This window comes from Halolamina sp. C58 (genome assembly GCF_051195095.1).
Classification (GTDB): Archaea; Halobacteriota; Halobacteria; order Halobacteriales; family Haloferacaceae; genus Halolamina.
In genome coordinates this window covers 1,580,066-1,604,675 of record NZ_JBNTJY010000001.1, presented here as the reverse complement: position 1 = coordinate 1,604,675, position 24,610 = coordinate 1,580,066, and the positions used below count along the sequence as shown (strand labels likewise).

Sequence of the window (24,610 nt, the reverse complement as noted above, 5' to 3'; positions counted from 1 at the left end):
CGTTCGCCGTCGAACGCCGCTGCGTCGTCGCGGCGGCGCTACAGCGCCTCCCGATACGCCGCCAGCGTCTTCTCCACGTCCTCCTCGGTGTGGCCGTAGGAGACGAACTGCGACTCGAACTGGTTCTGGGAGAGGAACACGCCCTGCTCCTTCATCGCGGGCCAGAAGCGCCGTCGCCAGCGGTCGGTCTCGGCGGCCGCCACGTCGGCGCCGGTTTTCGGGCAGTAGTCGTAGCGCGGGCAGCTCTCGTTCTGTTTGCAGCCGCCCGCACAGGTATCCGCGACGTTCTCGGGGCCGTCGCGGGTGAAGATCAGCTTGAACATCGAGTCGGTGCCGGCGACGGTGTAGTTCGGCGCCTGCTCCCGGACGATCTCGGTGAGCCCCTCGCGGAGCTGCTCGCCGAGGCGGTTGACGTGCTCGTACACGTCGTTCTCGGCGGCGAAGCGCAGCGTCTCCAGCCCGGCGGCCATCGTCACGGGGTGGCCCGAGAACGTCCCGGCTTGGAACACGTCGCCGGAGGGGGTGAACTGGCTGATGATCTCCGACTTCCCGCCGATTGCGCCGACGGGGAAGCCGCCGCCGATGATCTTCCCGAACGTCGTCACGTCGGGCTCGATGCCGAACTTCGACTGGGCGCAGCCGAGGCCGCCGACGCGGAACCCGGTGATGACTTCGTCCCAGATCAGCAGCGAGCCGTAGTCGTCACAGAGGTCTCTGAGCGTCTCGTGGTAGCCGTCGACGGGGTGGACGATCCCCTTGTTCGCGAGGATCGGTTCGACGAGCACCGCCGCGATGTCGTCGCCGTGCTCCTCGAACGCCTCGCTTGCGGCCTCGGGGTCGTTGAACGGGACCGGGATGGTGTGCTCGGCGAACTCGGTCGGGATCCCCTGCGTGGAGGGGCCGCGCTCGTCGATGTCGCCCTCGACGAGCGTGGAGTCGTTGGCGCCGTGGTACGACCCCTGCATAACGACGATCTTGTTCCGGTCCGTGTAGCCGCGCGCGAGCCGCGTCGCCGACACCGTCGCCTCGGTGCCGGAGTTGACGAACCGCAGCATCTCCACGCTCGGGACGTGGCGGGCGACGAACTCGGCGTGCTCGACCTCGATCTCGGTCGGCATCCCGTACATCGGGCCGGCGCTTGCGTGACGCTGGACCTCGGACTGCACCTGCTCGGGCAGGTCGTGGCCCAGCAGCAGTGGGCCCAGCCCCATCACCCAGTCGACGTAGCGGTTGCCGTCGGCGTCGATCAGGTGGCCGCCCTCCCCGTGGTCGGCGAAGGGGGGGTACGGCTCGATCGCCGCCCGGACCGAGGAGTTCACGCCGCCGGGCATGACCGACAGCGCGCGGTCGTAGAGCTCGCCTGAGCGCTCGTGGTTCATACCTCGGGAGTCGGACCGGACGGCGAAAGAAGCTAACGGGTTCGGCAGACGGGGCCGCGTCCCCCGGCTCAGGCCGCGGGGAGCCGGAGCGTGACGACCGTGCCGCCCTCGGTGGGCGAGCCGAACTCCAGTCGCCCGTCCGCGGCGTCAACGACCGCCTGCGCGACCCAGAGCCCCAGCCCGGAGCCGTGCGTGAGCTGGGTGATCTCGGTGTCGCCGGTGACGACTTGGTACTCCTCCTCGGGGATGCCCGGCCCGTTGTCCCGAACCTCGATCGCGACGCGGCCGTCCTCGCGGGTCGCGGCGACGGTGACCGCCGGCGCGTCGGCGCCGTGGACGACGCCGTTCTCGACGAGCTCCTCCAGCGCGTCCGGGAGCGCGGGGTCGGAACGGACTTCCAGCCCGTCCGGCACGTCGATCGTGAGGTCGGCGTCGGGATGGGCGTCCGCGACCGCGGTGGCTGCCTTCCTCGCGTCGGCCCGGACCGACCGCTCCTCCAGCCCGCTCCCGCGGCGGTCGTAGATGCTCATCACGGTGTCGGCCTCCTCGGCGAGTTCGCCGACAGTCTCGACGTGTCGCTTGAGCGTCTCCGCGGAGTCGACGACCCCCTGATCGTCGGCGATCGCGGCGATCTGGTCGGCGTGGCCGAGCATCACCGTCGCCTCGTTCCGGAGGTTGTGTCGGAGCACGCGGTTCAGCACCGCCAGCTTCCGGCGCTCGGCGGCCAGCTCCTCGGCTCGGACACGCCGGGCGTCGTAGACGCCGATGATCACGTGCGCCGCGGCGCCGATCGCGAGCAGGTTCGCGATCGTGAACGCCCGGTCGACCGGGGCGGCGCCGGCGTTTCGCTGGTAGGCGAACAGGCCGAGCATCACCGCTCCCAGTACGACGATCCCGAGCACGTTCCAGATCGCGATCCGGATCGCGTTGCGGTTGCTGAAGTTGCTGTGGTAGAGGCTGTACCCCGCCGCGACCAGCCCGGTCGAGACCACCGTGCCGAGCAGCGAGAGCGCGAGCCCGACCGACCCGAGCCCGGGCGTCAGCAGGACGGTGACGTTCGGGATCAGCAGCACGACGCCGGTCAGGACGACGACGGCGCTCGCGAGTAGCCTGACGGGGCCACGGTCGGGCTCGCGGTCGCTCTCCACGTCGGGGTTGAAGCCGATCTCCCGCAGGAGTACGCCGACGATCCCCCTTCTGCTGCCTGATTCCGCCATAGAGGCTCGTGTCCCACTGGGCGCATCAAGCTGTCGGCGGTGTCACAACGAACCCGATAAGACCCTCCCCGCGCCAGTTCCGGCCATGACCGAGTACTTCGAGGTGCACGGGCGCGACGGCGCCGCCCGCCTCGGCGAGCTCCGCCTCGCCGATCCCGTCACGACGCCGGCACTCGTCGACGACGTGACGGCGGACGCCGGCTCCCTCTGGGCCGCGGACCGCGAGCTCCCCGAGGGCGCCGACGACCGCCTCACGATCCTTCCCCACCGCGCGTTCCCGCCGGGCACCCGCGAGCCCGTCCGGGAGTCGTTCCGCGTCGACCACCCCGAGATCGACGCCCCCAGCGCCGCGGTGCTCTCCAGCGAGGAGGCTCGCGACGTGGGCGCCGACGCCTACCTGCTCTCCGACGCCAACGGCTTCGTCGGCCACGCTGCGGCGTTCAAAGACGCGATCGTCCGCACCCGCGAGGCGATCCCCGCCGACACCGCGCTCTACCTCTCCGGCGTCGCCACCCCGCGGAACGTCGCGACGCTCGTCTACGCCGGCGTCGACCTCGTCGACGCCAAGAAGGCCCGCGTCCGCGGCGCGGAGGGGTTCTACCTCACCAGCGAGGGCGAGCGCTTCCTCGAAGACCTCCGGGAGCTTCCCTGCTCGTGTGCGGCCTGCCAGCAGCCCATCGAGGAGTTCGACCGCCGGGACTGCGCCGAGCACAACGCCAACGCGCTCCGCACCGAACTCCGGGTCGTCCGCGAGCGCATCCGCGAAGGGCGCCTGCGCGACTACGTGGAGGGGCAGGCCCGCCACGATCAGTGGCTCACCGCCGCCTTCCGGGAGTTCGACCAGCAGTACGAGTACGTCGAGGAGCGCGCGCCGATCGTCCGCGACAGCGAACTCGCCGCGGCCAGCGGCGACAGCATCCGCCGGCCGGAGATCCAGCGCTTCGCCGAGCGCGTGACCGAGCGCTACGAGACAGAGTTCGACGGCCCGCTCGTGCTGGTCCCCTGTTCGGCGAAGAAACCGTACAGCGAGTCACAGAGCCACCGGCAGTTCCACGACGCGATCCAGTGGCGCGGCCACCTCGCGTCGATGACCTCGCCCATCGGCGTCGTCCCGCAGGAACTCGAACTCACCTACCCCGCACAGCAGTACGACACGGTCGTCACGGGCCGCTGGAGCGCCGACGAGCGGGAGTTCGTCGCCGAGGTGCTGCGGCGCTACCTCCGGCGCAACGACTACGACCGCGTGATCGCCCACGTCCCGCCGGGGGGGTACACGGACATCTGCGAGACGGTCGAGCCCGCCGTCGACGCCGAGTTCGAGTACACCGTCGCCGACCACCCGACCACGGACGAGTCGCTCGACGCGCTCTCGGCGGCGCTGGAGGGCGAGGAGGCGTACCAGAAGCGCACCCGCGAACACCGGATCGTCCGCGCGATGGCCGACTACCAGCTCGGCGAGGGGGCGGGCGCGGAACTGTTCCCCAGCGACGAGATCCAGACCACCAGCCGCTACCCCAAGCTGCAGGTCCGGGATAGCGAGGGCGAGCAGTTGGCGACGATGGTTCCCCAGTACGGCGTGCTCTCCTTCACGACCGCCGGCGCCCGGAAGTGGGCCGAGAGCGACGCGCCGAGCAAGACCGTCGAGATCGACGAGTTCGTCCCCCACGGCAGCGTGCTCGCGCCGGGCGTCGTCGACGCCGACGAGGAGATCCGCACGGGCGACGAAGTGATCGTCTCCGGCCCGAAGGCGTTCGGCGTCGGCCGCGCGTCGATGTTCGGGCGGGAGATGCGGGAGTCGACCCGCGGGATCGCGGTCGAGACCCGGCACGTGGACGAGATCTGAGTCGCGCCGACGGTAGTTTTTTCAGGAATCCTGACGCCTTTTCGGGTATGGTCCCGCTCAAATCGTGGCCCGGTGTCGGGCTGGTCCTGGTCGTCACGCTCGGGCTCTCCGCGCTCACCGCTGTGCTCTCGCTCGGCGCCCTCCCCGCGGTCGTCGCGATCGCCGGCTGGCTGATCGTCGCGCCGGCGCTGGCGATCCTGACGTACTACGAAGACGACGCCGAGGCCGACTCCGAGTCAGAGACCGCTGACTCCCCGGTCGCGACGCTGCGGGAGCGGTACGCGCGTGGCGACCTCACCGAGGCGGAGTTCGAACGCCGGCTCGACACGCTGCTGGAGACGGAGCCCGCCGAGCAGTCCACGGAGCCCGACCGAGAGCGAACCGTGGCCAAGGAGCGGTAACGACGCCGCAGTCGCCGACTGCCGGCTCCCGTGGTCGGTCCCCGCCGAGCCGCCGAAACGGCGAAGGCCCCCGAGCGAGAGGGACGGACGATGGCACGCGTCGAGACGGCCGCGCGGCTCCACTTCGGCTTCGGCAACCTCGCGCTGACACACGACCGGCTCTACGGCGCGCTCGGCGTCGCGCTCGATCGCCCAACGCTCGTCGTCGACGCGACGACCGCCGAGACGGTGTCCTGCGACGACGAGGTGGCCGCCGAGTATGCCGAGCGCGTCTGCGACCTGCTCGGGGTGCCCGGCGCCGACGTGTCCGTCGAGAGCGATCTCCCCCGCCACGCCGGGCTCGGGAGCGGCACGCAGATCGCGCTGGCCGTGCTCGCGGCGATCGCCCGGGCGTACGGCCGCGCGCCGGCCGCCCGGGAACGCGCGCCCGACCTCGGCCGCGGGGGGCGTTCGGGCGTCGGCGTCGCGACGTTCGAACGGGGCGGGTTCGTGCTCGACGCCGGCCACCCCGCGGCGCTGTTCACGGCCGACGCGCCCGAAGTTGGGGCGTGGGACGTGCCCGAGGTGTCCGCCCGGCACTCCGTCCCCGAGGACTGGCGATTTCTCGTCGTCGTCCCCGACGCGCCGTCGGGCCGGAGCGGCGACGACGAGGACGCCGCGATGCGCCGGACAGTCGCCGACGCCGAGCCCGAACTCGCCGACCGCGTTGCGGGCGTCGTGGTCCGTGGCGTGCTGCCCGCGATCGCGGCCGCCGACGCCGCCCGGTTCGGCGACGCGGTGAGCGAGGTGGGCCGGCTCAACGGCGCGTGGTACGCCGACGAGCAGGGCGGGACCTACCGGCCGCCGGTCGGCGGCGTCGTCGACGCGCTCTCGTCGTCGGCCGCGGTGTACGGCGCCGGCCAGTCGTCGTGGGGGCCGGCGGTGTACGGCGTCACCGACGCCGCACACGCCGACGCTGCCCGTGAGGCCGGCGCGGCGGCGCTCGAAGCGGCGGGCGTCGACGGAGAGGTGCTCGTCGCCGCGGGGCGCAACCGCGGGGCGTCGATCGATCCGTAGCGCGCACCCGGCCGACACGGGAACCCTTTATACGGTCGGCGACCCCCCGAACAGCCATGGAGCGGCTACCGCTGGGCGTCGCGCGCATCGACAGCATCCTCCGGGGTGGGGCGCCGCCGGGGAGTACGCTACTCGCGGCCGGGGAGTCCGGGGCGGGCGCCCGGGAGTTCGCCCACACCGCGGCGGCGATGAACGCGCTGTACGACGCCGATCCGGAGCTGTTCGACCTCTACTACGGCGACCTGCCCAAACGGTCGGTCGTCCCGCCGGAGGTCCACTACGTCTCCTTCACCGCCGACAGCGACGAGATCGCCCGCGAGATGCAGCACTCGATGGACGACGACATCGTCGAGGCCGTGACCGAACGCATGCAGTTCCGCGACCTCTCGCCGGAGTACTTCCAGCTCTCGCCGATCCCGCGGGAGTGGTACATGGGCGAGGCCCAGACGATCGAGGACCTCGGGAAGGCCGAGGGCACCGACGACGTGCTCGGCGCGCTCGGGGACTACCTCAACGAGAACGCGGCGGGCAACCTCGTCGTGCTCGACTCGATCTCGGACCTCGTCGGCGCGATGGGCGAGGACGTGGAGTGGAGCGACATCACGACGCTGATCCGCGGGCTCACCAAGGCCTCCCACACCTGGGACGGCCTGATCGTCATGATCGTCAACCGCGACGCGATCACCCGCACCGAGTTCGGACAGCTGATGGACGCCTCCGAGGGCACCTTCGAGTTCTCGTGGGAGTCCGGCGGCTCACAGCGCGCCCGGACGATGGTCGTCCGGCAGTTCCGCGGCGTGCTCTCGCAGTTGGAGGCCGAGAACATCGTCCGCTTCGAGACCGAGATCCACGAGGGCGGCTTCGACGTGAGCGACGTGCGGAAGATCCGGTAGTCCCCTCAGTAGCGCTCGTACCCCTCGGTGTCGAGGTAGTTGTGCGCGACCGTGATCGTGTGGTCGGCGTGGAGGCGTTTCGGCCCGACGCGGACGCGGCGGTCCGCTTCTTCAGCGAGTCGGTCCGCTTCCGCCTCGGCGAAATCGTTGTGGTCCGAGAGCACGAACAGCGGGTCTTCGGGCGGCTCGGCGTCGACCAACGGCTCCCCGTCCTCGTGGAGTTGCACGACCGTCGCGTCGCGGGCCACGCGGTCGAACGTCGCCGAAAAGCCCATCCGGTAGAGCGAGACGCCCGGGCTCGTCTCGACGGGCTGGTGGCCGATCGCCTCCCCCTTCTCTTCCAGCGCGCCCTTGATCAGCGCGGCCGTCGATCGCTCGTCGGGGTTGAGCCGGCGCAGGTCCGCGCCGTCGAAGGAGACGGTGTACTCGTCGGCGAGCACGAGGTGGACCTGCACCTCCTCGCGCAGGTCGTGAGAGAGGAAAAACGCCGAGTTGACACAGCGACACAGCACGTCCAGCCGGCCCGCGCCGCCGGCGATGTCGTCGAGCGAGAAGTCGGCGTCCGTCGGCGCGTCGTGACCGACGACGAGGAACTGGCGCATACCCTGACTGACGGGCGCGGGCGCAGTAGTCGTTGCGTTCCGGCGTCAGTACCCCTGTGCGTTCCCGTCCTTCCGCGGCTCGGTCGCGCCCGACAGCGTTCCGTCCTCGTTGCGGACGATCTGGGCGCCGCCGAACAGGCCGGGGTAGAGCACCTGCACCTCGTGGCCCTTGCGGGTGAGCTTCGTCAGGAGCTGGTCGTCGGCGTCAATGCGCTCCTCGACCGCGAGCGAGCCGTCCTCGCGGTAGCGCCAGCGCGGCAGGTCCAGCGCGGCCTGGATCGGCAGGTCGTAGTCGACGATGTTCGAGATCACCTGCAGGTGGCCCTGGGGCTGCATGAACCCGCCCATCACGCCGAAGGCGGCCCAGTCCTCCTTTTCGGGGTCGTCGGCCGCGAAGTCCGCGATCGCGGGGACGAGCGTGTGGAACGGGCGCTTCCCCGGCTCGATGACGTTCGGATGGTCCTCGTCCAGCGAGAACGACGAGCCGCGGTTCTGGAGCGCGATCCCCGTGTCGCCCGCGACGAGTCCGGAGCCGAAGCCGGCGAAGCGGGAGTTGATGAAGGAGACGACGTTCCCCTCGCTGTCGGCGACACAGAGGAGAACGGTGTCGGCGTCCTCGGCGTTGCTCCCCTCGACGCCGAAGCTCACGTCGTGGTTGGCGCTCTCGCCGATCAGGTCCGCGCGCTCCTCGGCCCACTCCTTCGAGCCCAGCGGCGGGTGGTCCTCGTACTCGGGGTCGGTGATGTAGTGGTGGCCGTCCGCGAACGCGACCTTCATCGCCTCGGCGAAGTAGTGGACGCGCTCGGGGCTGTCGAGGTCGTACTCGCCGGCGCCGATCTCCTCGGCGACGTTGAGCGCCTCCAGCGCGATCAGCCCCTGGTTGTTCGGCGGGAGCTCGTAGATCTCGGCGCCGTTGTACGTCGTCGACACCGGATCGAGCAGCTCGGGCTCGAAGTTCGCGAGGTCCTCCGTCGTCATGAAGCCGCCCTTCGACTGCACCTCGTCGGCGATCTGCTCGGCGATCTCGCCCTCGTAGAACGCGTCGGCGCCCTCCTCGGCGATGGTCTCGAGGGACTCGCCGAGCCGGGGGAGCGTGACCTCCTGTCCCGTGCTCGGCGCCTCGCCGTCGAACAGGAACGCCTCGCGGGCGTGCTCGTCGGTGAACAGCTCCTCGGCGTGCTGCCACTGCGCGGAGACGACCTCGGAGACGGGGTAGCCCTCGGTCGCGTAGCGGATCGCCGGCTGGAGCAGTTCGCCCAGCCCCTTGTTCCCGAACTCCTCGGCGGTGAGCTCCCAGCCGCGGGCGGTGCCGGGCACGGTCACGGCCTGTGCGCCGGTCATCGGCATCTCGGCGTCCTCGGGGTCGATATCCTCGTCGGACTCCGCGGCGACGGCCTCGCGGACGTTCTCGAGCGTCGCGTCGGCGGGCGCGCCCCCGCAGGAGCGCATCGCGCCCACGTCGCCGTCGGCGGTCTTGTACAGCGCGAACACGTCGCCGCCCAGTCCCGTCGAGGTGGGCTCGACGACGTTCAGCGCGGCCGCGGTCGCGACTGCGGCGTCGAACGCGTTGCCGCCGTCCCGCAGGACGGAGATCCCCGCCTGCGAGGCGAGGGGCTGGCTGGTGGCGACGACGCCCTCCGCGCCGTAGACGGTCGACCGGCGCGAAGTGAATCGATCGAGATCCGGCTCTGACATATCCGTGGGGAGGGGTCCAGGGGGGTAAAGTACCTCCCCAAATAGATTCGGTGCGTGGCTTTTTCACCCTGCCACACACGCTCCACCCATGACGTTCTCCGTCTGCACACGCGTCCCGTCGGCCGACCACGACGCCGGCGACGGCCCCGCCTTCGCCGTCGCGGTCGCGACCGACGCCCCCGCAGTGGGGGCGCTCTGCCCGTACGTCAGCCACGAGGGGGCGGTCGCGACCCAGAGCTTCGTCAACGTCCGGCTCGGCCGCCGGGGGATCGACCTCCTCCCCGACCTCGCGGTCGACGACGCGCTGCCGGGGCTGCTCGAACAGGACGATCACAGCGAACTCCGCCAACTCCACGGCGTCGACGCCCGAGAGAACGAGTTCGGGTTCACGGGTGCGGACTGCGACGAGTGGGCCGGCCACGAGGTCCGTGACGGCATCACCGCGGCGGGCAACATGCTGGCTACGGGTGACACCCTGCCCGCCGTCATCGACGCGTTCGAGGATTCGGACGGCCGGATCGGCGACCGCCTGCTCGACGCGCTCGCGGCCGGCGTCGAGGCGGGCGGCGACAAGCGCGGCCACTCCTCGGCGGCCATCCTGATCAAGGCGCCACAGACGACCGCGTTCCACGACCTCCGCGTGGACGAGCACGAGACCCCCGTCGAAGAACTCCGCCGCGTGTACGAGGCGGCCGTCGAGGCCAGCGACGGGTTCAGCGAGTCGTCGAAGGAACGGATCTTCGACTAGTCGAGTTCGGCGGCGGGGTGGTCGGGGTCGATCCGGTGACACGCCGCCGTCCGGTTCGCTCCCGGCTCGACGACCCGCGGCGTCTCCTCGATACACGGCGAGGTGAACACCCCGACCGTCTCCACAGCCGCGTCCTCGTCGCCCTCGACCACCTGCTTCGCGGCCGTCCGCACCGTCTCGGCCGCGTCGTCGGGCAGCGACTCGATCTCGCCGGGCAGGGCGCCCTCGATCAGTCGTGCTGCCACGTCGTCGTCGCTCACGTCGTCGGACTCCGCTTCGAGTCGGTCACGGACTGCCTCTGGATCGAGTTCACCGTTCTCGACGCGGTTCCGGAACGTGAACGCCCGACGGAACGCGGGCTGGTCGCCCGCCCAGTCGTCGCCCGGGATCACCTCCGGACAGCGGGTGTGGAACCGACAGCCCTCGGGCGGATCGATCGGCGAAGGGACCGTCCCTTCGAGCAGGATGCGGTCCTCGCGGGCCTCGGGGTCGATCCGGGGCACCGCAGACAGCAGCGACTTGGTGTAGGGGTGGTTCGGGTGCTCGAACAGCTCCCCCACCGGCGCGGTCTCGACGATCTCGCCCAAGTACATCACCGCGACGCGGTCGGCCACCTGGTGGACGACCGAGAGGTCGTGGGTGATCATCAGGATCGAGAGGCCGAGCTCCTCCTGTAGGTCGTCGAGCAGTTGGAGGATCTGGGCCTGCACCGAGACGTCGAGCGCGCTCACGGGCTCGTCGGCCACGATCATCTCGGGCTCGACCGCGAGCGCGCGGGCGATCCCGACGCGCTGCTGCTGGCCGCCGGAGAACTGGCCGGGGTAGCGGTCGACGTGGGCCGCCTTGAGCCCCACTCGCTCCAGCAGCTCCTCGGCGCGTTCGCGCCTGTCCGCGTCACTCTCGCCGATGTCGTGGACCTCCATCGGCGCGGTCACGATGTCGCCGACGGTCTGACGCGGGTTCAGCGACGCCAGCGGGTCCTGGAAGATCATCTGCATCCGCCGGCGGTACGGGCGCATCTCCCGGTCGGAGAGCCCCGTCAGCTCCTCGCCGCGGAACTCGATCGAGCCGTCGGTGGCGGAGTGGAGGTTCAGCAGCGTCTGCCCCAGCGTCGACTTCCCGCAGCCGGACTCGCCGACGACCGCGAGCGTCTCCCCCTCGCGGAGTTCGAGGTCGACGCCGTCGACGGCTTTGACCAGCCCCGCCCCGCCGAGCAGTCGGTCGAGGAACCCGTCGGACTGGTCGAAGTGTTTCTTCACGTCCTCGGCCGCGAGCAGGGGAGTGTCGGCGCTCATAGCTGCTCCCCCTCCGGGCCGCGGCGGAGACACGCCGCCTCGTGGTCGTCGTCAGGCTTCCCAACGTCACGGAACTCCGGGTCGACCTCGAAACACTCGCGGTTCGACTCCGGACAGCGCGGCGCGAAGTGGCAGGCGTAGGGGATGTCGATCAGGTCGGGGACGTTCCCCTCGATCGGCTGGAGGTCGCGGTCGGCGTCCTCCAGCCGCGGCGTGCTCGCGATCAGCCCCTGCGTGTAGGGGTGTTCCGGCGACGCGAACAGCGTCTCGGTCTCGGCGCGTTCGACGATCTCGCCGGCGTACATCACGTTCACGCGGTCGCAGGTCTCCGCGACCACCGCGAGGTCGTGAGTGATCAGCAGGATCGAGGTGTCGAACTCGTCTTTCAGCCCCTCGAGCTCGTCGAGGATCTGGGCCTGAATCGTCACGTCGAGCGCGGTCGTCGGCTCGTCGGCGACCAGCAGGTCCGGCTCGCAGGACAGCGCCATCGCGATCATCGCGCGCTGGCGCATCCCGCCGGAGAACTCGTGGGGGTAGTCCGTCGCCCGCGCGTCGGGCTCGGGGATCTCGACGGCTTCGAGCATCTCGATCGCCCGGCGCCACGCCTCGCCGTTCTTGGCGGCGCCGACGATCTTGCGTTTCATCTCCGCCGACAGCGACACCGACTCCCCAACGTCCTGGTGGAGCCGGACCGTCTCGGCGATCTGCTCGCCCACCCGGAGGGTGGGGTTCAGGCTGTTCATGGGGTCCTGGAACACCATCGAGACGTTGCCGCCGCGGATCGACTCCCGCTCGGCCTCGGACATCTCGAGCAGCGACTCGCCGTTGAACAGCACGTCGCCGCCGGCGATTTCGCCGGGCTCCTCGACGATGCCGACGACGCTGTCGGCGAGCACGCTCTTGCCGGAGCCGGACTCGCCGACGAGGCCGACGATCTCGCCGGACTCGATCGTGAGGTCGACGCCGTCGACGGCTTTGACGACGCCGCGGTCGGTCGGGAACTGGGTCTGCAGGTCGCGGACTTCGAGCACTGGCTCGCTCATCTCAGTTCACCTCCTCCTCGGAGATGTCGAACGCGTCCCGGAGCCCGTCGCCCAGCGTGTTGAACGCGAGCACGGTGACCATGATCGCGAGCCCGGGCATCACGGAGATCCACCACGCCCGCGAGATGAACTGCCGACCGTCGGAGATCAGCAGCCCCCACGTCGGCGTGGTGGGCTTGACGCCCAGTCCGAGGAACGACAGCCCCGCCTCGGCGAGGATCGCGAACGGGATCATCAGCGTCGCCTGCACGATCAGCGGCGCGACCGCGTTGGGGAGCATCTCCTTGAACATGATGCGGACGTCGTTCATTCCGACCGCGCGGGCGGCGGTGATGTACTCCTCCTCGCGGATCGACAGCACCTCCCCGCGGATGATCCGCGCGAAGTCGTCGATGAACGCGATCCCGATCGCGAGCACGACGTTGGTGACGCCGAGCCCGCCCATCACCGCGATGATCCCCACCCCCAAGATGATCTCGGGGAACGCCCACTGGAAGTCGATGTAGCGCATCACGACGCTGTCGACCCAGCCGCCGTAGAAGCCGGCGAGAATACCGAGCGTCGTCCCGACGGTGAACGCGAACGCCACCGTCGCGAGCGCGACCAGCAGCGACACGCGGGCGCCGAAGATGATCCGGGTGAGGATGTCGTGGCCGAAGGAGTCGGTCCCGAGGTAGTGGGTAACCGTCTCCATCTGCCCGTCACCGTCGAAGTCGCCGGTCGACTGGCTCATCGGCTCCTGCATGAAGCCGAACTGCTCCTCGGGGCCGTGCGGGGCGACGAACGGCGCGAACGCCGCCACGAGCACCAGCAGCACGATCGCGACCGCGCCGGCGAGCGCGAGCTTGTTCGCCCGCAGCGCCTCGACGATCCGGGCGCCGGTGGACTTGTGCTCCTCGACGGTCTCCTCGACGTCGTACTCCGGGGGCACCTCGCCGACGCCGAACTCGCCGTCGTTGCGGGCGTATGAGGGGCTGTCGGTCATCCGCCCTCACCCCCGTACTGGACGCGCGGATCGATTGCTGTGTAGGCGATGTCGACGATGAGGTTCATGAACACGAATATACCGGAGATGAGCAGGATGGTGACCTGGGTCACCGGGTAGTTGCGCTCCAGGATGGAGTTGACCAGCAGCCGACCAAGCCCCTGCACGCCGAACACGATCTCGACCGTGACCGTGCCGCCGAGCACGAGCGCGAGCTGGATCCCCGCGATCGTCACCACCGGCATCAGGGCGTTCTGGAGCGCGTGCTTGTACAGCCGCACGTCGCTTTTCACGCCCTTGGCCAGCGCGGTCCGCATGTACTGTTCGTCCAACGTCTCGATCAGCGACGACCGCATCATCCGGGTGACGCCGGCGGCGTACGGCAGGCCGACGGCGATCCCCGGCAGGACGATGCTCCTGAGCCACGGCACGAACCCCTCCGACAGCGGCGTGTAGCCGACGACGGGGAACCAGCCCAGCCAGACGCCGAACACGATCGCCAGCAGGATGCCGACGAAGAACGCGGGCATCGAGATACCGAGGAACGCGGCGATCGTCGCGGCGTAGTCGGCGGGCTGGTTCCGTCGGGTCGCGCCGACGACGCCGGCCGGGATCGACACCGCGAGCCCGAGCAGCACGCCGAACAGCGCGATCGAGAGCGTGCGCGGTGCCGCTTGGGCGATCAGCGCGCTCACCTCCGCGCCGGAGGTGATGCTGGTGCCGAAGTCGCCGACGAACATGCCGGCCAGCCAGTCGACGTACTGGACCGGCAACGGCTCGTCGAGCCCCAGCTCCTGCCGAAGCGACGCCACGGCCTCCGGCGTCGCCTCCTGTCCGAGCATCGCACGGACGGGCCCGCCGGGGATCGATCGCAGCCCCAGGAACACCGTGGTCGCCACGAGCCACATGACGAACAGGGCGTGAGCGACGCGTTTCGCGATGTATCGCCACATCGATTACTCGTCGAGGTACACCGTGTGGAAGTAGCGGAGGCCGGGGATGTGGGTGAACCCCTGCACGCTGGTGCTGACGCCCGCGATGTCGTCCTGGTGGTGGAGGTAGGCGTGAGGCACGTCCTGGATCAGGTGGTCCTCGAGCTCCCAGAGCACGTCGCGGCGCGCGTCACGGTCGACCGTCGAGCGCTGCTCGGCCAGCAGCTCGTGGACCTCCTCGTCGACGTGGTTGACCCAGTTCCACACGCCGCCCTCGTCGGGCAGGCGGTAGAAGTTCCAGAGCGACTGGTCGGGGTCGGGGTCGATGACGCTCCCGGAGATGGTCGTGTCGTAATCCCCCTCCTCGTAGCGGGTCCAGTACGTCGACGACGTGACCTGATCGATGCTCACGTCCAGCCCGGCGTTGTTGAGCTGGTTCCGCATCGCCTCGGCGGCGCGGAGATTGCCGGAGTTCGCGAGGATCGAGAAGCTGGCGCCGTCGGCGCCGGCGTCCTGGAGCAGCTGCTGCCCCTCCTCGGGGGCGTACTGCTGGTCGCTGGGCTTCTCGCTCTCCTCGCGCCAGACCCACGCGGTCCCCTTGTTGAGCACGCCCGTGTCCGCCAGCGCGTTGCCGAAGAACGCGGAGTCGACGAACGCCTGGTTGTCGATCACCTTCGCGATCCCGCGGCGGACCTGTCGGTCGCCGAACGGTTCGCGCTCCTGGTTCATCGCGAGCCCGGTCCAGTTGATCCCCGGCTGGGAGTCGACCTCCGCGCTCTGAGCGTCCTCGATCTGCTGGAGGTTCTGGAGCGGGAGCATGTTCGCGAAGTCGATGTCGCCCGCCCGGAGCGCGTTGACGATCGACGCCGGCTCGGGGATCGGCTGCACGTCGATCCCGTCGAGGTAGGGGAGCTGGTTTCCGTCCTCGTCGGTCTCGAAGTAGTCGTCGTACGCGTCGAGGGTGACGCCGCTGCCGACCTCGTGTTCGGTGACCTCGAACGGGCCGGTCCCGACCGGCGTGACGCCGTACTGGTCGGCGCCCATCTCCTCGATCGCGGTCTGGTTCACGATCGTCGCCGCGCGGCCGGGGCCGCGGGTCAGGTAGATCAGCGCGACCGCGTTGGGCTCCTCGAACCGGAGCGTGACCTCGTAGTCGCCGACGACCTCGACGCCGCCCTCGTCGACCGGCTGGAGCGACGAGAGCTTCGAGGCGGCGGGGGCACCCTCCTCGATGGTACGGTTGATCGTGTAGCGGACGTCCTCGGCGGTGAACTCCTCGCCGTTGTGGAACGTCACGCCCTCGCGGAGCTGGAACGTGAACGTCGCGCCGTTGTCCTCGACGGTCCAGTCCTCAGCCAGATCACCACGAACGGTGAGGTCGGGCTCGAGCGTCGTCAGCCCGTTGAACACGTTCGCGGCGAGCTGGAAGTACTGCCCGACGCTGATGTACGGCGGGTCCATCTGCTCGATCGCGCCCGTGAACCAGCCGGCCTGGAGTCGGCCGCCGAACTGGTCCTCCGAGGGGGGCGTCGCGGTGGCGCTCGCCGTGCCGTCGCTGCCCATCCCGCCCTCGGTCGGGGTCTCGGTGCCGTCGCCGCCGGTACAGCCGGCCAGCCCGCCCAGCCCGGCCGCACCAAGCAGCGAGATCGCGGTGCGCCTGTCGATCTCGGGGCCGCTCAGTGCTTCGTCGGTCCACTCGGTATCGGGTGCCATAGTCGTGTGTGAGTGTATTTACCACATCACCATGAGTATCACCCCAAATATATCTGGGTCACAGCCGAAAGCCGCTTCCCCGTCGGCGCCGACGGGCGACCATGCGCGAAGTCGTGCTCCGGATCCGCCACCACGGCGAGCCCGAACAGACGGTGTCGGCGGCGTTCCCCGAGGTGACGATGCGGTCGGTGTCGTCGATGACCGGGCGGGGCGACACCCGGCGGCGCATCATCGAACTCGTCGGCGACGCCGACTCGATCCCCGAGTTCATCGAGCAGTTCCGGGAGACCGAGCCCGTCGTCGAAGCGGAACCGCTGTCGGCGCTCGGCGGCGAACGAGTGTACGTCTCCATGACCGTCGACGTGAACCAGTGGGACAGTATCTCCGAGCGGCTCTCGGACATGGGGATCCACCACCGGATGGGAACGACCATCTCGGGCGGGTGGGAGCGCTGGACGATCTACCTCGAGGACCCCGACCGGCTCAACGACATCATCGAACGGATCGAGGCGTGGGGCAACGACGTGCGGCTCGAACGGAACGTGGAGCTGAGCCAGCTCACGATGGAGCCACAGCTCGACGCCTCGAAGCTGTTGACGGTGCTCACCCCCAGACAGCGCGACGCGTTGCGGGCCGCGATCGAGTCCGGCTACTACGGCGTCGACCACGATACCACCGTCGAGGAGATCGCCGAGGAGCTCGACGTGTCACGCACGACGGCGTGGGAGCATCTCGCCCGTGCCGAGGCGAAAGTGATGGAGGAGATCGGCGGCCACCTCTACTGACGGCGGCGGTCAGCGGACGACCGTCACCGGACAGGGGGCGCGGCGGACGACGTTCTCGGCGACGCTGCCCAGCAGCACGCGCGTGACGCCCGTGCGGCCGTGGCTACCGATCACGATGTGGTCGACGCCCTCCTCGTCGGCGTAGTCGACGATCGCCCGGGCCGGCCGGTCGGTGACGCGGACGGTGTCGATCTCCCGACCCTGATCGGCGGCGTGCTCGACGGCGTTGTCGAGGATGGTGTCGGCGCGGTCGTTGGCCTGCTCGATCCACTCGCCGGGGTAGCCGCCGGCGTCGGGGCCGGGGGCGGTGCTGTAGCCGGCCGCGACGGGGTCGACCGCGGTCAGCGCGACGATATCGGCGTCGGGGAACTGCTCGATCGCGTGGTCGAGCGCGGCGTCGGACTGCGGCGATCCGTCGACGGCGACGAGTACGGTCTCGGACATGGCTGACAGGTCGGCTTCGTGGGGCGAAAAACTACCGGCCGTCGCCGCGGCCACTCACTTCGGGGTTTCAGTACACAGAGCCACGGCGGAGGCTCCATGGTCGCGCGACGGAGCGCGCGACAGGTGGCGTGCCGTGTTTCAGTTCCACAGAGCCACGGCGGAGGGTCCGTGCTCGCGGCACGGAGGCCGCGAGCGGTCGCGTGCCGTGTTTCAGTCCGACAGAGCCACGGCGGAGGCTTCGTGGTCGCGCGACGGAGCGCGCGACAGGTCGCGTGCCGTGGCTCAGTACGGCCACCGCCCGCCCATCTTCAACTCCTGTACGTACCCCTCGTCGATCGCGTCACGGGTCTCCTCGCGGCTGCGTGACTCGACCTCGAACTCCTCCTGTGCAGCGCGGTAGGCCGCCTCAGTCACCAGCGTCGCCACGTCGCGCAGGTCTCGAGAGTCGAGCTTGTCGAGCGTGTCGGCGTGGGTGTGGCCCCACCCCCGACCGGACTGGTCGGAGCTGGTGCCGGTCATCGTCGCCGGCACGCCCTCCTGCACGAACGCCCACTGGTCGCCGTGGGGCGAGATGGTCGCCCCCGTCGAGATCGGGGCGTCGAAGTCGGCGGCGACCGAGCGGAACAGCTCGCCGAGCTCGTCGAAGCCGTTCGTGCCGACGCGGAGGTTCCGGGAGCTACAGGCGCCGTCGAGGTTGATCACGCACTTCACGTTCGACAGGTCGATCGTCTCCGCGCAGTGGTAGGCGCCGCGCAGGCCGATCTCCTCGGAGCCGAACGTGACGAGCCGGACGCGGCTGTCGAGATCGTCGGCGACCTGCGAGAGCAGCCGCCCGACCTCGGCGACGAGCACCGAGCCGGCGCCGTTGTCGTTGGCGCCGTCGGCGATGTCGTGGGCGTCGACGTGGGCGGTCACGAGGATCTCGTCGGCCTCGCCGCCCTCGTCCGGTCCTTCGGGGCCGACGTAGGCTTCGACGTTCCGGGAGGTCGCGGGCTCGTTCCGGCAGTCCACCTCGACGGTGACCTCGCAGTCGCCCTCCTTCGCGTAGCGCGCCAGTCGCGCGCCGACCTCCTTCGAGACGCCGACGGCAGGGATCGGCCCGGGGCGGTTGTTGTAGCCGACCTCGCCCGTCGGCGGGAGCGCCCCTTCGATGTGGTTGCGGAACACGAACGCGACCGCGCCGTGGTCGGCGGCGTTGACGTACTTCTCCATCCGGTGGAGCCAGCGGTCGGCCGACTCCGGGGTGTCGCTCGTCGCCATCGCGATCGCGCCGTCGAGTTCGGCGCTCTTGGCCTCGAACTCCTCGTACGTGCCGTCGCCCACGTCGACGATCGGCGCGGTCGCCTCGCCCGCGGGCGTGCCCGGGAGCGCGACGACCTGATGGCTCCCCTCGTGGACGCGCTCGCTCGGCGACTCGACGGTCAGTGACGACTCGCCGCGCCACCAGCCGGGGATCTCGAACTCCTCGATTCGGGGGTTCCGGAGCCCGGCGTCTTCGAACGCCTCCCGGACGATCTCGGCGCCGGCTGCCTCGCCGGCCTGCCCGGCCATGCGGTTGCCCACGTCGACGAGCTCCTCGAGCCGGTTCCACGCGAACAGGCTCGTCTGTGCGTCGCCGACGACGGCGTCGGGTAGGTGGACCATATTCGACGCTGTTTCGGCCGTGGGATAAAGGGGTGCGGATCGCGGAAAGAGCGAGGAGCCGAACTTCGAACGGGTGCTGTGCCGCGCGGAACCACGGCCTCGAAAAAGTGGGCGGACAGTCTCGTGTACCGTGAGCGAGCGCCGCGCCGACGGAATCAGTCGTCCGCGGCCACGGGGTCGGCGTGGTCGATCTCGGTCCCCAGCACGTCGAGGAACTCGGCCAGCCACTCGGGGTGGTCGGGCCACGCCTGCCCGGTGACGAGGTTGCCGTCGCGGACGGTCCCGTCGACCCACGCACAGCCCGCGCCTTCGACCTCCGCGCGCACCGCGGGGTAGGAGGTGGCCTCTCGTCCCTCCAGCACGCCAGCGGCGGCGAGGATCTGCGGGCCGTGACACAGCGCCGCGACGGGCTTGTCTTCCTCGAAGAAGTGCTGCACCGTCTCGATCACGGAGTCGTACGTGCGCAGGTACTCGGGGGCGCGCCCGCCCGGGACCACCAGCGCGTCGTAGTCGGCCGGGTCGATCTCCTCGAGCGTCACGTCGACGCCGAAGTCGTGTCCGCGGGTCTCGAGGTACGTCTGGTCGCCGCGGAAGTCGTGAATCGCGGTCTTGACCACGTCGCCCTCGTCCTTCTCGGGGCAGGCGGCGTGAACCTCGTGCCCGACCATCTCGAGGGCTTGGTACGGTACCATCACTTCGTAGTCCTCGACGAAGTCGCCGACGATCTCTAGAATCTTCTTGCTTGACATGTATCCGCCAAGAGATACGGGCGGTGAGCTATTAGGTATTACGTCGGTTCACCGGGGTAGCCCCGTCGTAAATCCCGAAATCGCGTGTTACGGTCGACGAGCGAACGACGAGAATCGGGGCTGAGGCGTCGTCTGGCGCCCCCGGATCCGGGAGCTGTCGGCCGAGTATCGACCCCAACGGAAAGGTGTATGTGGCGGCCGCGAGGCGGCGCTTGGATAGCTTTTTGTGTCGACTCGCCCGAACGCCGAGTATGATCCCCGGCGCAACTGACCCCATCTCGCGCGACGGCAAGCTGCTGATTCTGGCGTACGACCACGGGCTCGAACACGGCCCCGTCGACTTCGAGGCGGTGCCGGAGTCGAAGGACCCCGAGCACGTGTTCGACGTAGCGACCCACGACGCCGTCACCGCGCTCGCGGTCGGTAAGGGCGTCGCGGAGGCGCACTACCCCGACTACGAGGACGAGGTGAACCTGCTCGCGAAGATCAACGGCACCTCGAACCTCTGGATGGGCGAGCACGACTCCGCGGTGAACTGGTCGGTAGAGTACGCCGACGAGCTCGGTGCCGACGCCATCGGCTTCACCCTCTACGGCGGCTCGAACCACGAGGTCGAGATGGCCGAGGAGTTCCGCGACGCACAGGAGGCTGCCCGGCACCGCGACATGGGCGTCGTGATGTGGTCCTACCCGCGCGGGCAGGGCGTCAAGAACGACACCAAGCCCGGCACGATCTCCTACGCGGCCCGCCTCGGTCTCGAACTCGGCGCCGACGTGGCGAAGATCAAGTACCCCGGCGACCCCGAGGCGATGGCCCATGCCTGCGACGCCGCGGCGTCGACGGACGTGGTGATGTCCGGCGGTTCGAAGGCGTCCGACGAGGCGTTCCTCTCGACGGTGAAGGAGGCGATGGACGCCGGCGCGAAGGGGCTCGCGGTCGGCCGGAACGTCTTCCAGCGGGAGAACCCCGAGGCGCTGCTCGACGGGCTGGAGAAGATCATCTTCGAGGAGACCTCCGTCGAGGAGGCGCTCGCGGCCGTCGAGAGTCACGGCGCGCAGGCGACGCTGGACGGATGAGCGACACCGTCGACGACGTGTTGGAGACGGTCGCGGCGGTCGCACCCGACGTCCGCGACGGGCTCCCGGGGCGCCGACTCACGGAGGCGGGCGTCGAGAACCCCTCCGGCGAGACGGTAACCGCCGCGGACGTCCACGCCGACGAGCTGTTCTTCGAGGCGCTGGGTGCGATCGACGGCGTCGTCGAGTACGCCAGCGAGGAGCGGGAGGCGGTCGCCGAGGTCGGCGACGGCGAGCCCGGCGAGGGGAGCCTCGCGGTCGCGATCGACCCCCTCGACGGCTCCTCGAACCTCGCGTCGAACAACGCGATGGGGACGATCGTCGGCGTCGCCGACGAGTCCCTGCCCGCGAAGGGCGAGGATCTGGTCGCCGCCGCCTACGTGCTCTACGGGCCGATCACGACGATGACCGTCGCTCGTGAGGGCACCGTCACCACGTACGTGCTCGACGGCGGCGAGATGCGCGCGGTCGAGGAAGACGTGACGTTACCGAACGACCCCGTCGTCTACGGGTTCGGCGGCCGCGTACCGGACTGGCCCGATCCGTTCCGCGAGTACGCCCGCGAGGTCGAGACGGAGCTCAAACTCCGCTACGGCGGCGCGATGGTCGGCGACGTGAACCAGGTGCTGAGCTACGGCGGGATCTTCGCCTACCCCGCGCTGGAGTCGGCACCGAACGGGAAGCTCCGCCTGCAGTTCGAGGGTGCGCCGATCGCGAAGATAATCGAGGCCGCCGGCGGCGCCTCCTCGGACGGCGAGCAGTCGCTGCTGACCGTCGAACCGACGGAACTCCACCAGCGCGTGCCCGTTCACGTCGGGAACGAGGCGTACGTCGACCGGCTGGAAGCGGCGCTGGCGGACTGAGGCCGGCCGCCGTCGGCCTCGCGCCGCGAGACGAACGACAGTTTCTTACGGCGATTGGGGCGTAGTGGGAGGTGCGCGCGGGTTGCCGAGCCAGGCCAAAGGCGTAGCGCTTAGGACGCTATCCCGTAGGGGTCCGCCGGTTCGAATCCGGTCCCGCGCACTGACTGAGTTTTCGAGCGGAGCGAGAAAACGAAGGAGGGAGCAGGAGCGGATTCCGAACCCTGCGAGGAACGCGCAGCGAACATAGTGAGCGAGCATTTCTCGCTCCGGTTCGAATCCGGTCCAACGCATCGAACGAAACGCCGGGTCGTCTTTACCCTCCGAAAACGCGGAAGCGAACAGCGCAGCTACTGACGATCGTCCCCAGTGACCCCACCGCGAACCCGCTCCCGGACGCTCTCCCGGAACCCCTTCTGCTCGGTGAAGTCACGGATCCGCATCTGGTCCGACGAGATCCCCTCGTCCTCGTCGGCGCCGAGCAGCCGGGGCAGCGCGGTCTGGGCGAACGTCAGGGCGACCACCAGCACGATCGGCGCGAAGAACAGCCCGTAGAACCCCAGCACCACGGGGCCGAGCGTGTACGCGAGCATCAGGAGCCCGACGTGGGTGTTCTCCCCGCTCAGGATCGGCCGCAGCAGGATGTCCGGGATCGTGTCGACGACGACGACCGCGACGGCGAGGAAGCCGACGATGTAGACGAGCAGCGACTGGTCGCCGCCGAGCACGATCGGGAGCGCGGCGATGGCCGTCAGCGGGATGTAGACGATCTTCATCCCCACCACCGGGATCAGGCTCGCGATGCCCGTCAGCGTCCCCGCCAGCGCGGGGTAGGGGACCTCAGCGGGAGCCGGGGCGACGGCGTTGTAGGCGGTGAACGACGCGATCGCGATCAGCGAGATAGCGATCACGTTCAGGAGGTTGCCGAACAGTACCGACTCCAGCTCCTCGTCGGCGGCCTCCAGATACTCCCGGATGATGGCGTCGTCGTCGAACCGGAGCAGCCAGTCGCGCATCCGCCGGCCGTCGAGCAGCAGGTAGTAGGTGACGATCACGACGACGAAGAGGTTGAGGAAGAAGCCCGAGACCAGCGAGGTCAGCAGCTCCGCGTGGTCGCTCGCGAACTGGATGAACGGGGAGAGGTCCCCCGACTGGTACGCCTCGTACAACCCCTGCACGGTGAACTCCGGGATACTGTCGATCCCGCCGAGCCACTCGACCTCCGTCGCCGCCACGTCGAGCAGCGAGTACTGTTCGACGAACGACCGCGCCTCGATCACCAGCAGCACCGTCGCGTAGCTCACGAGCAGCAACAGCGGCACCGCGAGCGAGACGAGCACCGTCACCGCACGCACCCGCGCGGGGAGCCGGAGCCGCCGGAGGAACTTGAAGTACCGACGCGTCGAGTAGTAGAGGAACACCGACACCGTCAGCGGGGCGACGAACCGGTGTGCGAGGAAGCCGACTACGGCCGTGACGGCCACGCCGAACAGGGCGATAATCAGCCGTCTCTCGTCCATACGCGACCCATCATTCCGTTCGGTCTAAAGTTTGCTGGAGCGCTCGGGCCGATCGGCGTCGGACGCCCGTCTGACAGACCCACAAACCCTTTGATCCACGGGCGGGATTATTCTTGATAATGTCGACCCCTGCCGATCTCCTCGACGACCTGACGGCGGATCTGGACGCCCTGTTCGTGTTTTCACCCAGCAGCGGGTTCTACGAACGGTTCGAGGATCTCGACGGGGAAGTCGTGGTTATCGCGCCGGAGAACGTCGTCGACGCCGAGGTGTTCGTCGAGCTCCCGCTGGAGTTCGAGAACGTCCGCGACCGGATCAAGTTCGGCGTCGAGGGCGCGATGGATCGGGGTATCGTCGACGACGGCGACGAGGTGGCGTGCGTGGTCAGCGTGTTCGACGACCACGACTCCGTCGTTCGCGTGCGCGCCGACGAGTCGATGCACTCCGGCGTGTACGACCTGTTCGCGAACTCGCGTGCGGACCCGGGCGTCATCCGCGACGTGTTCGAGGTCGTGATCGAACTGGGGAAGAAAGGGCAGAAGGGCAAGCCCGTCGGCGCGCTGTTCGTGATCGGCGACGCCGGGAAGGTGATGAACAAGTCCCGGCCGCTCAGCTACAACCCCTTCGAGAAGTCCCACGTCCACGTCGGTGACCCGATCGTGAACGTGATGCTCAAGGAGTTCTCGCGGCTCGACGGTGCGTTCGTCATCAGCGACTCCGGGAAGATCGTCTCCGCGTACCGCTACCTCGAACCGGGCGCGGAGGGCGTCGACATCCCGAAGGGGCTGGGCACCCGCCACATGGCCGGCGCGGCGGTCACCCGGGCGACCAACGCCACCGCGATCGTGCTCTCCGAGTCCGACGGGATGGTGCGGGCGTTCAAGGGCGGCGAGCTGATTCTGGAGATCGACCCGGAGGACTACTGATGCCATCGATCGCCCTCCAGCCCGGGTTCGAGGTCGGCGGTCCGCTGGGCGCGGTTCCCGAGCGTATCTGGCTCGCGCTGGGCGTGTTCGCCCTCGCGGTGATCCTCGCGTGGCTGGTCGTCAAAGTCAACGCCGGGCTGCTCCGGCGGGCCGGCCTGCCGGAGACGATCGAGGGGACGGCGTTCGAGCGCACCGTCCGCGGCATCGGCACCTCGACGGTCGCGATCCTCTCACAGCTCTCGGGGTGGTTCATCGTGATCCTCGGCGGCATCGTCGCGATCTCCATCGCGGAGCCGAGCTACGCCGAGCAGTTCTGGTCCCGCGCGACCGGCTTCTTCCCCAGCTTCTTCGTCGCCCTGCTGATCCTGATCGTCGGCGTCGTCGTCGGCGACAAGATCGAACTCCTGCTCTCCGAGCGGCTCCGGAGCGTCAAGCTCCCCCAGATCGGGATCGTCCCGACCACGGCGAAGTACAGCGTCTTCTACGTCGCGATCGTGCTCGCGCTCGACCAGATCGGCATCGCGACGTTCGCGCTGGTCGTGCTGCTGGCGCTGTACGCGCTCGCGCTGGTGGTGTTCGCCGTCGTCGCCGGCAAGCAGCTCCTCACTTCCGCGGCCGCGGGGCTGTACCTGTTCCTGAACGAGCCGTACGGGATCGGTGACGAGGTGAAGATCGGCGACCAGCGCGGGATAGTTCAGGAGATCGACCTGTTCGTCACCCACATCGAGTCCGACGGTGAGGAGTACATCGTCCCGAACGACCGCGTGTTCGAGGGCGGGATCGTGATCGTCCACGGCGAGTAGC

Annotated in this window: 23 protein-coding genes and 1 tRNA gene; 11 read left to right on the top strand and 13 right to left on the bottom strand. The window is 69.5% G+C overall.

The features are described from left to right. Nucleotides 1-38: 38 nt before the first annotated feature. Both hemL and ACQUSM_RS08375 read right to left on the bottom strand, forming a co-directional pair. The gene (gene hemL / locus ACQUSM_RS08380) at nt 39-1,379 is read right to left on the bottom strand and encodes a glutamate-1-semialdehyde 2,1-aminomutase (RefSeq protein ID WP_435117646.1); all 1,341 of its coding nucleotides are present in this window, start codon (nt 1,377-1,379) and stop codon (nt 39-41) included. Between the two features lie 68 nt (nt 1,380-1,447). After that, the gene (locus ACQUSM_RS08375; RefSeq protein ID WP_435117644.1) at nt 1,448-2,596 is read right to left on the bottom strand and encodes a sensor histidine kinase; all 1,149 of its coding nucleotides are present in this window, start codon (nt 2,594-2,596) and stop codon (nt 1,448-1,450) included. 85 nt (nt 2,597-2,681) lie between these two features. On the opposite strand from ACQUSM_RS08375, the gene arcS reads away from it, so the two are divergent. The 4 genes from arcS to ACQUSM_RS08355 all read left to right on the top strand — a co-directional run bounded on the left by arcS (nt 2,682) and on the right by ACQUSM_RS08355 (nt 6,789). Further along, a complete protein-coding gene (gene arcS / locus ACQUSM_RS08370) occupies nt 2,682-4,439 on the top strand; it encodes an archaeosine synthase subunit alpha (protein WP_435117642.1) in 1,758 nt (585 codons plus the stop codon). Nucleotides 4,440-4,486: 47 nt separating this feature from the next. After that, complete coding sequence (locus ACQUSM_RS08365; protein WP_435117640.1) at nt 4,487-4,840, top strand: SHOCT domain-containing protein; 354 nt, start codon at nt 4,487-4,489, stop codon at nt 4,838-4,840. A gap of 90 nt (nt 4,841-4,930) precedes the next feature. After that, a complete protein-coding gene (locus ACQUSM_RS08360) occupies nt 4,931-5,896 on the top strand; it encodes a beta-ribofuranosylaminobenzene 5'-phosphate synthase family protein (RefSeq protein WP_435117638.1) in 966 nt (321 codons plus the stop codon). 56 nt (nt 5,897-5,952) lie between these two features. Then, a complete protein-coding gene (locus tag ACQUSM_RS08355) occupies nt 5,953-6,789 on the top strand; it encodes an RAD55 family ATPase (RefSeq protein ID WP_435117636.1) in 837 nt (278 codons plus the stop codon). Between the two features lie 5 nt (nt 6,790-6,794). Here ACQUSM_RS08355 and trmY read toward each other — a convergent pair whose 3' ends face one another. Both trmY and ggt read right to left on the bottom strand, forming a co-directional pair. After that, a complete protein-coding gene (gene trmY, locus ACQUSM_RS08350) occupies nt 6,795-7,391 on the bottom strand; it encodes a tRNA (pseudouridine(54)-N(1))-methyltransferase TrmY (protein ID WP_435117634.1) in 597 nt (198 codons plus the stop codon). Nucleotides 7,392-7,436: 45 nt separating this feature from the next. Further along, nucleotides 7,437-9,086 (bottom strand): gamma-glutamyltransferase, encoded by a 1,650-nt coding sequence (gene ggt, locus ACQUSM_RS08345; protein ID WP_435117632.1) that lies wholly within the window; start codon nt 9,084-9,086, stop codon nt 7,437-7,439. Between the two features lie 88 nt (nt 9,087-9,174). Here ggt and ACQUSM_RS08340 point away from each other — a divergent pair, with 88 nt between their 5' ends. Then, nucleotides 9,175-9,834, top strand: coding sequence for a DUF1028 domain-containing protein (locus ACQUSM_RS08340; RefSeq protein ID WP_435117631.1), 660 nt, complete (start codon nt 9,175-9,177; stop codon nt 9,832-9,834). Here the strand turns inward: ACQUSM_RS08340 and ACQUSM_RS08335 are convergent. From ACQUSM_RS08335 to ACQUSM_RS08315, 5 genes are read right to left on the bottom strand one after another with little or no spacing between them, the layout of a single operon-like run. Beyond that, a complete protein-coding gene (locus ACQUSM_RS08335; protein WP_435117629.1) occupies nt 9,831-11,129 on the bottom strand; it encodes an ABC transporter ATP-binding protein in 1,299 nt (432 codons plus the stop codon). The two genes, ACQUSM_RS08340 and ACQUSM_RS08335, sit on opposite strands and share 4 nt — an antisense overlap. Further along, nucleotides 11,126-12,172: an ABC transporter ATP-binding protein gene (locus ACQUSM_RS08330; RefSeq protein WP_435117627.1), complete on the bottom strand. Its 1,047-nt coding sequence runs from the start codon at nt 12,170-12,172 to the stop codon at nt 11,126-11,128. The genes ACQUSM_RS08335 and ACQUSM_RS08330 overlap by 4 nt, the downstream gene beginning before the upstream one ends. A 1-nt stretch (nt 12,173) precedes the next feature. Next, nucleotides 12,174-13,157, bottom strand: coding sequence for an ABC transporter permease (locus ACQUSM_RS08325; RefSeq protein ID WP_435117625.1), 984 nt, complete (start codon nt 13,155-13,157; stop codon nt 12,174-12,176). Next, a complete protein-coding gene (locus tag ACQUSM_RS08320) occupies nt 13,154-14,110 on the bottom strand; it encodes an ABC transporter permease (protein WP_435117623.1) in 957 nt (318 codons plus the stop codon). Before ACQUSM_RS08320 ends, ACQUSM_RS08325 begins: the two co-directional genes overlap by 4 nt. 3 nt (nt 14,111-14,113) lie before the next feature. Continuing rightward, nucleotides 14,114-15,802 carry an ABC transporter substrate-binding protein gene (locus tag ACQUSM_RS08315; RefSeq protein WP_435117621.1) on the bottom strand — a complete coding sequence of 563 codons (1,689 nt, stop codon included), beginning with the start codon at nt 15,800-15,802 and terminating at the stop codon, nt 14,114-14,116. 101 nt (nt 15,803-15,903) lie between these two features. Here ACQUSM_RS08315 and ACQUSM_RS08310 point away from each other — a divergent pair, with 101 nt between their 5' ends. Then, on the top strand, nt 15,904-16,587 hold the full coding sequence (locus ACQUSM_RS08310) for a helix-turn-helix domain-containing protein (RefSeq protein ID WP_435117619.1): 684 nt from the start codon (nt 15,904-15,906) through the stop codon (nt 16,585-16,587). Between the two features lie 9 nt (nt 16,588-16,596). Here the strand turns inward: ACQUSM_RS08310 and ACQUSM_RS08305 are convergent, their stop codons facing one another. The 3 genes from ACQUSM_RS08305 to ACQUSM_RS08295 all read right to left on the bottom strand — a co-directional run bounded on the left by ACQUSM_RS08305 (nt 16,597) and on the right by ACQUSM_RS08295 (nt 19,424). Beyond that, nucleotides 16,597-17,031, bottom strand: a complete 435-nt coding sequence (locus ACQUSM_RS08305) for a universal stress protein (protein ID WP_435117617.1) — start codon at nt 17,029-17,031, stop codon at nt 16,597-16,599. A 282-nt stretch (nt 17,032-17,313) separates the two neighbouring features. Beyond that, nucleotides 17,314-18,675: a M28 family peptidase gene (locus ACQUSM_RS08300; RefSeq protein ID WP_435117615.1), complete on the bottom strand. Its 1,362-nt coding sequence runs from the start codon at nt 18,673-18,675 to the stop codon at nt 17,314-17,316. Between the two features lie 155 nt (nt 18,676-18,830). Next, nucleotides 18,831-19,424: a DJ-1/PfpI family protein gene (locus ACQUSM_RS08295; RefSeq protein WP_435117613.1), complete on the bottom strand. Its 594-nt coding sequence runs from the start codon at nt 19,422-19,424 to the stop codon at nt 18,831-18,833. A gap of 251 nt (nt 19,425-19,675) precedes the next feature. On the opposite strand from ACQUSM_RS08295, the gene ACQUSM_RS08290 reads away from it, so the two are divergent. The 3 genes from ACQUSM_RS08290 (at nt 19,676) to ACQUSM_RS08280 (ending at nt 21,523) form a co-directional block, all read left to right on the top strand. After that, nucleotides 19,676-20,500, top strand: coding sequence for a class I fructose-bisphosphate aldolase (locus tag ACQUSM_RS08290; RefSeq protein WP_435117611.1), 825 nt, complete (start codon nt 19,676-19,678; stop codon nt 20,498-20,500). Next, nucleotides 20,497-21,363 (top strand): class 1 fructose-bisphosphatase, encoded by an 867-nt coding sequence (locus ACQUSM_RS08285; protein ID WP_435117609.1) that lies wholly within the window; start codon nt 20,497-20,499, stop codon nt 21,361-21,363. The genes ACQUSM_RS08290 and ACQUSM_RS08285 overlap by 4 nt, the downstream gene beginning before the upstream one ends. 75 nt (nt 21,364-21,438) lie before the next feature. Next, a tRNA-Leu gene (locus tag ACQUSM_RS08280) sits at nt 21,439-21,523 on the top strand. A gap of 187 nt (nt 21,524-21,710) precedes the next feature. Here ACQUSM_RS08280 and ACQUSM_RS08275 read toward each other — a convergent pair. After that, complete coding sequence (locus ACQUSM_RS08275; RefSeq protein ID WP_435117607.1) at nt 21,711-22,880, bottom strand: AI-2E family transporter; 1,170 nt, start codon at nt 22,878-22,880, stop codon at nt 21,711-21,713. 119 nt (nt 22,881-22,999) lie between these two features. On the opposite strand from ACQUSM_RS08275, the gene dacZ reads away from it, so the two are divergent. Next, nucleotides 23,000-23,806, top strand: a complete 807-nt coding sequence (gene dacZ, locus ACQUSM_RS08270) for a diadenylate cyclase DacZ (protein ID WP_435117605.1) — start codon at nt 23,000-23,002, stop codon at nt 23,804-23,806. Then, nucleotides 23,806-24,609 (top strand): mechanosensitive ion channel domain-containing protein, encoded by an 804-nt coding sequence (locus ACQUSM_RS08265; RefSeq protein ID WP_435117603.1) that lies wholly within the window; start codon nt 23,806-23,808, stop codon nt 24,607-24,609. The genes dacZ and ACQUSM_RS08265 overlap by 1 nt, the downstream gene beginning before the upstream one ends. Nucleotide 24,610 lies beyond the last annotated feature (1 nt).

What these genes read in the sequence shown, in the direction of transcription:
- hemL (WP_435117646.1), bottom strand. Translation starts at nt 1,379, where the DNA reads ATGAACCACGAGCGCTCAGGCGAGCTCTACGACCGCGCGCTGTCGGTC.
- ACQUSM_RS08375 (WP_435117644.1), bottom strand. Translation starts at nt 2,596, where the DNA reads ATGGCGGAATCAGGCAGCAGAAGGGGGATCGTCGGCGTACTCCTGCGG.
- arcS (WP_435117642.1), top strand. Translation starts at nt 2,682, where the DNA reads ATGACCGAGTACTTCGAGGTGCACGGGCGCGACGGCGCCGCCCGCCTC.
- ACQUSM_RS08365 (WP_435117640.1), top strand. Translation starts at nt 4,487, where the DNA reads ATGGTCCCGCTCAAATCGTGGCCCGGTGTCGGGCTGGTCCTGGTCGTC.
- ACQUSM_RS08360 (WP_435117638.1), top strand. Translation starts at nt 4,931, where the DNA reads ATGGCACGCGTCGAGACGGCCGCGCGGCTCCACTTCGGCTTCGGCAAC.
- ACQUSM_RS08355 (WP_435117636.1), top strand. Translation starts at nt 5,953, where the DNA reads ATGGAGCGGCTACCGCTGGGCGTCGCGCGCATCGACAGCATCCTCCGG.
- trmY (WP_435117634.1), bottom strand. Translation starts at nt 7,391, where the DNA reads ATGCGCCAGTTCCTCGTCGTCGGTCACGACGCGCCGACGGACGCCGAC.
- ggt (WP_435117632.1), bottom strand. Translation starts at nt 9,086, where the DNA reads ATGTCAGAGCCGGATCTCGATCGATTCACTTCGCGCCGGTCGACCGTC.
- ACQUSM_RS08340 (WP_435117631.1), top strand. Translation starts at nt 9,175, where the DNA reads ATGACGTTCTCCGTCTGCACACGCGTCCCGTCGGCCGACCACGACGCC.
- ACQUSM_RS08335 (WP_435117629.1), bottom strand. Translation starts at nt 11,129, where the DNA reads ATGAGCGCCGACACTCCCCTGCTCGCGGCCGAGGACGTGAAGAAACAC.
- ACQUSM_RS08330 (WP_435117627.1), bottom strand. Translation starts at nt 12,172, where the DNA reads ATGAGCGAGCCAGTGCTCGAAGTCCGCGACCTGCAGACCCAGTTCCCG.
- ACQUSM_RS08325 (WP_435117625.1), bottom strand. Translation starts at nt 13,157, where the DNA reads ATGACCGACAGCCCCTCATACGCCCGCAACGACGGCGAGTTCGGCGTC.
- ACQUSM_RS08320 (WP_435117623.1), bottom strand. Translation starts at nt 14,110, where the DNA reads ATGTGGCGATACATCGCGAAACGCGTCGCTCACGCCCTGTTCGTCATG.
- ACQUSM_RS08315 (WP_435117621.1), bottom strand. Translation starts at nt 15,802, where the DNA reads ATGGCACCCGATACCGAGTGGACCGACGAAGCACTGAGCGGCCCCGAG.
- ACQUSM_RS08310 (WP_435117619.1), top strand. Translation starts at nt 15,904, where the DNA reads ATGCGCGAAGTCGTGCTCCGGATCCGCCACCACGGCGAGCCCGAACAG.
- ACQUSM_RS08305 (WP_435117617.1), bottom strand. Translation starts at nt 17,031, where the DNA reads ATGTCCGAGACCGTACTCGTCGCCGTCGACGGATCGCCGCAGTCCGAC.
- ACQUSM_RS08300 (WP_435117615.1), bottom strand. Translation starts at nt 18,675, where the DNA reads ATGGTCCACCTACCCGACGCCGTCGTCGGCGACGCACAGACGAGCCTG.
- ACQUSM_RS08295 (WP_435117613.1), bottom strand. Translation starts at nt 19,424, where the DNA reads ATGTCAAGCAAGAAGATTCTAGAGATCGTCGGCGACTTCGTCGAGGAC.
- ACQUSM_RS08290 (WP_435117611.1), top strand. Translation starts at nt 19,676, where the DNA reads ATGATCCCCGGCGCAACTGACCCCATCTCGCGCGACGGCAAGCTGCTG.
- ACQUSM_RS08285 (WP_435117609.1), top strand. Translation starts at nt 20,497, where the DNA reads ATGAGCGACACCGTCGACGACGTGTTGGAGACGGTCGCGGCGGTCGCA.
- ACQUSM_RS08275 (WP_435117607.1), bottom strand. Translation starts at nt 22,880, where the DNA reads ATGGACGAGAGACGGCTGATTATCGCCCTGTTCGGCGTGGCCGTCACG.
- dacZ (WP_435117605.1), top strand. Translation starts at nt 23,000, where the DNA reads ATGTCGACCCCTGCCGATCTCCTCGACGACCTGACGGCGGATCTGGAC.
- ACQUSM_RS08265 (WP_435117603.1), top strand. Translation starts at nt 23,806, where the DNA reads ATGCCATCGATCGCCCTCCAGCCCGGGTTCGAGGTCGGCGGTCCGCTG.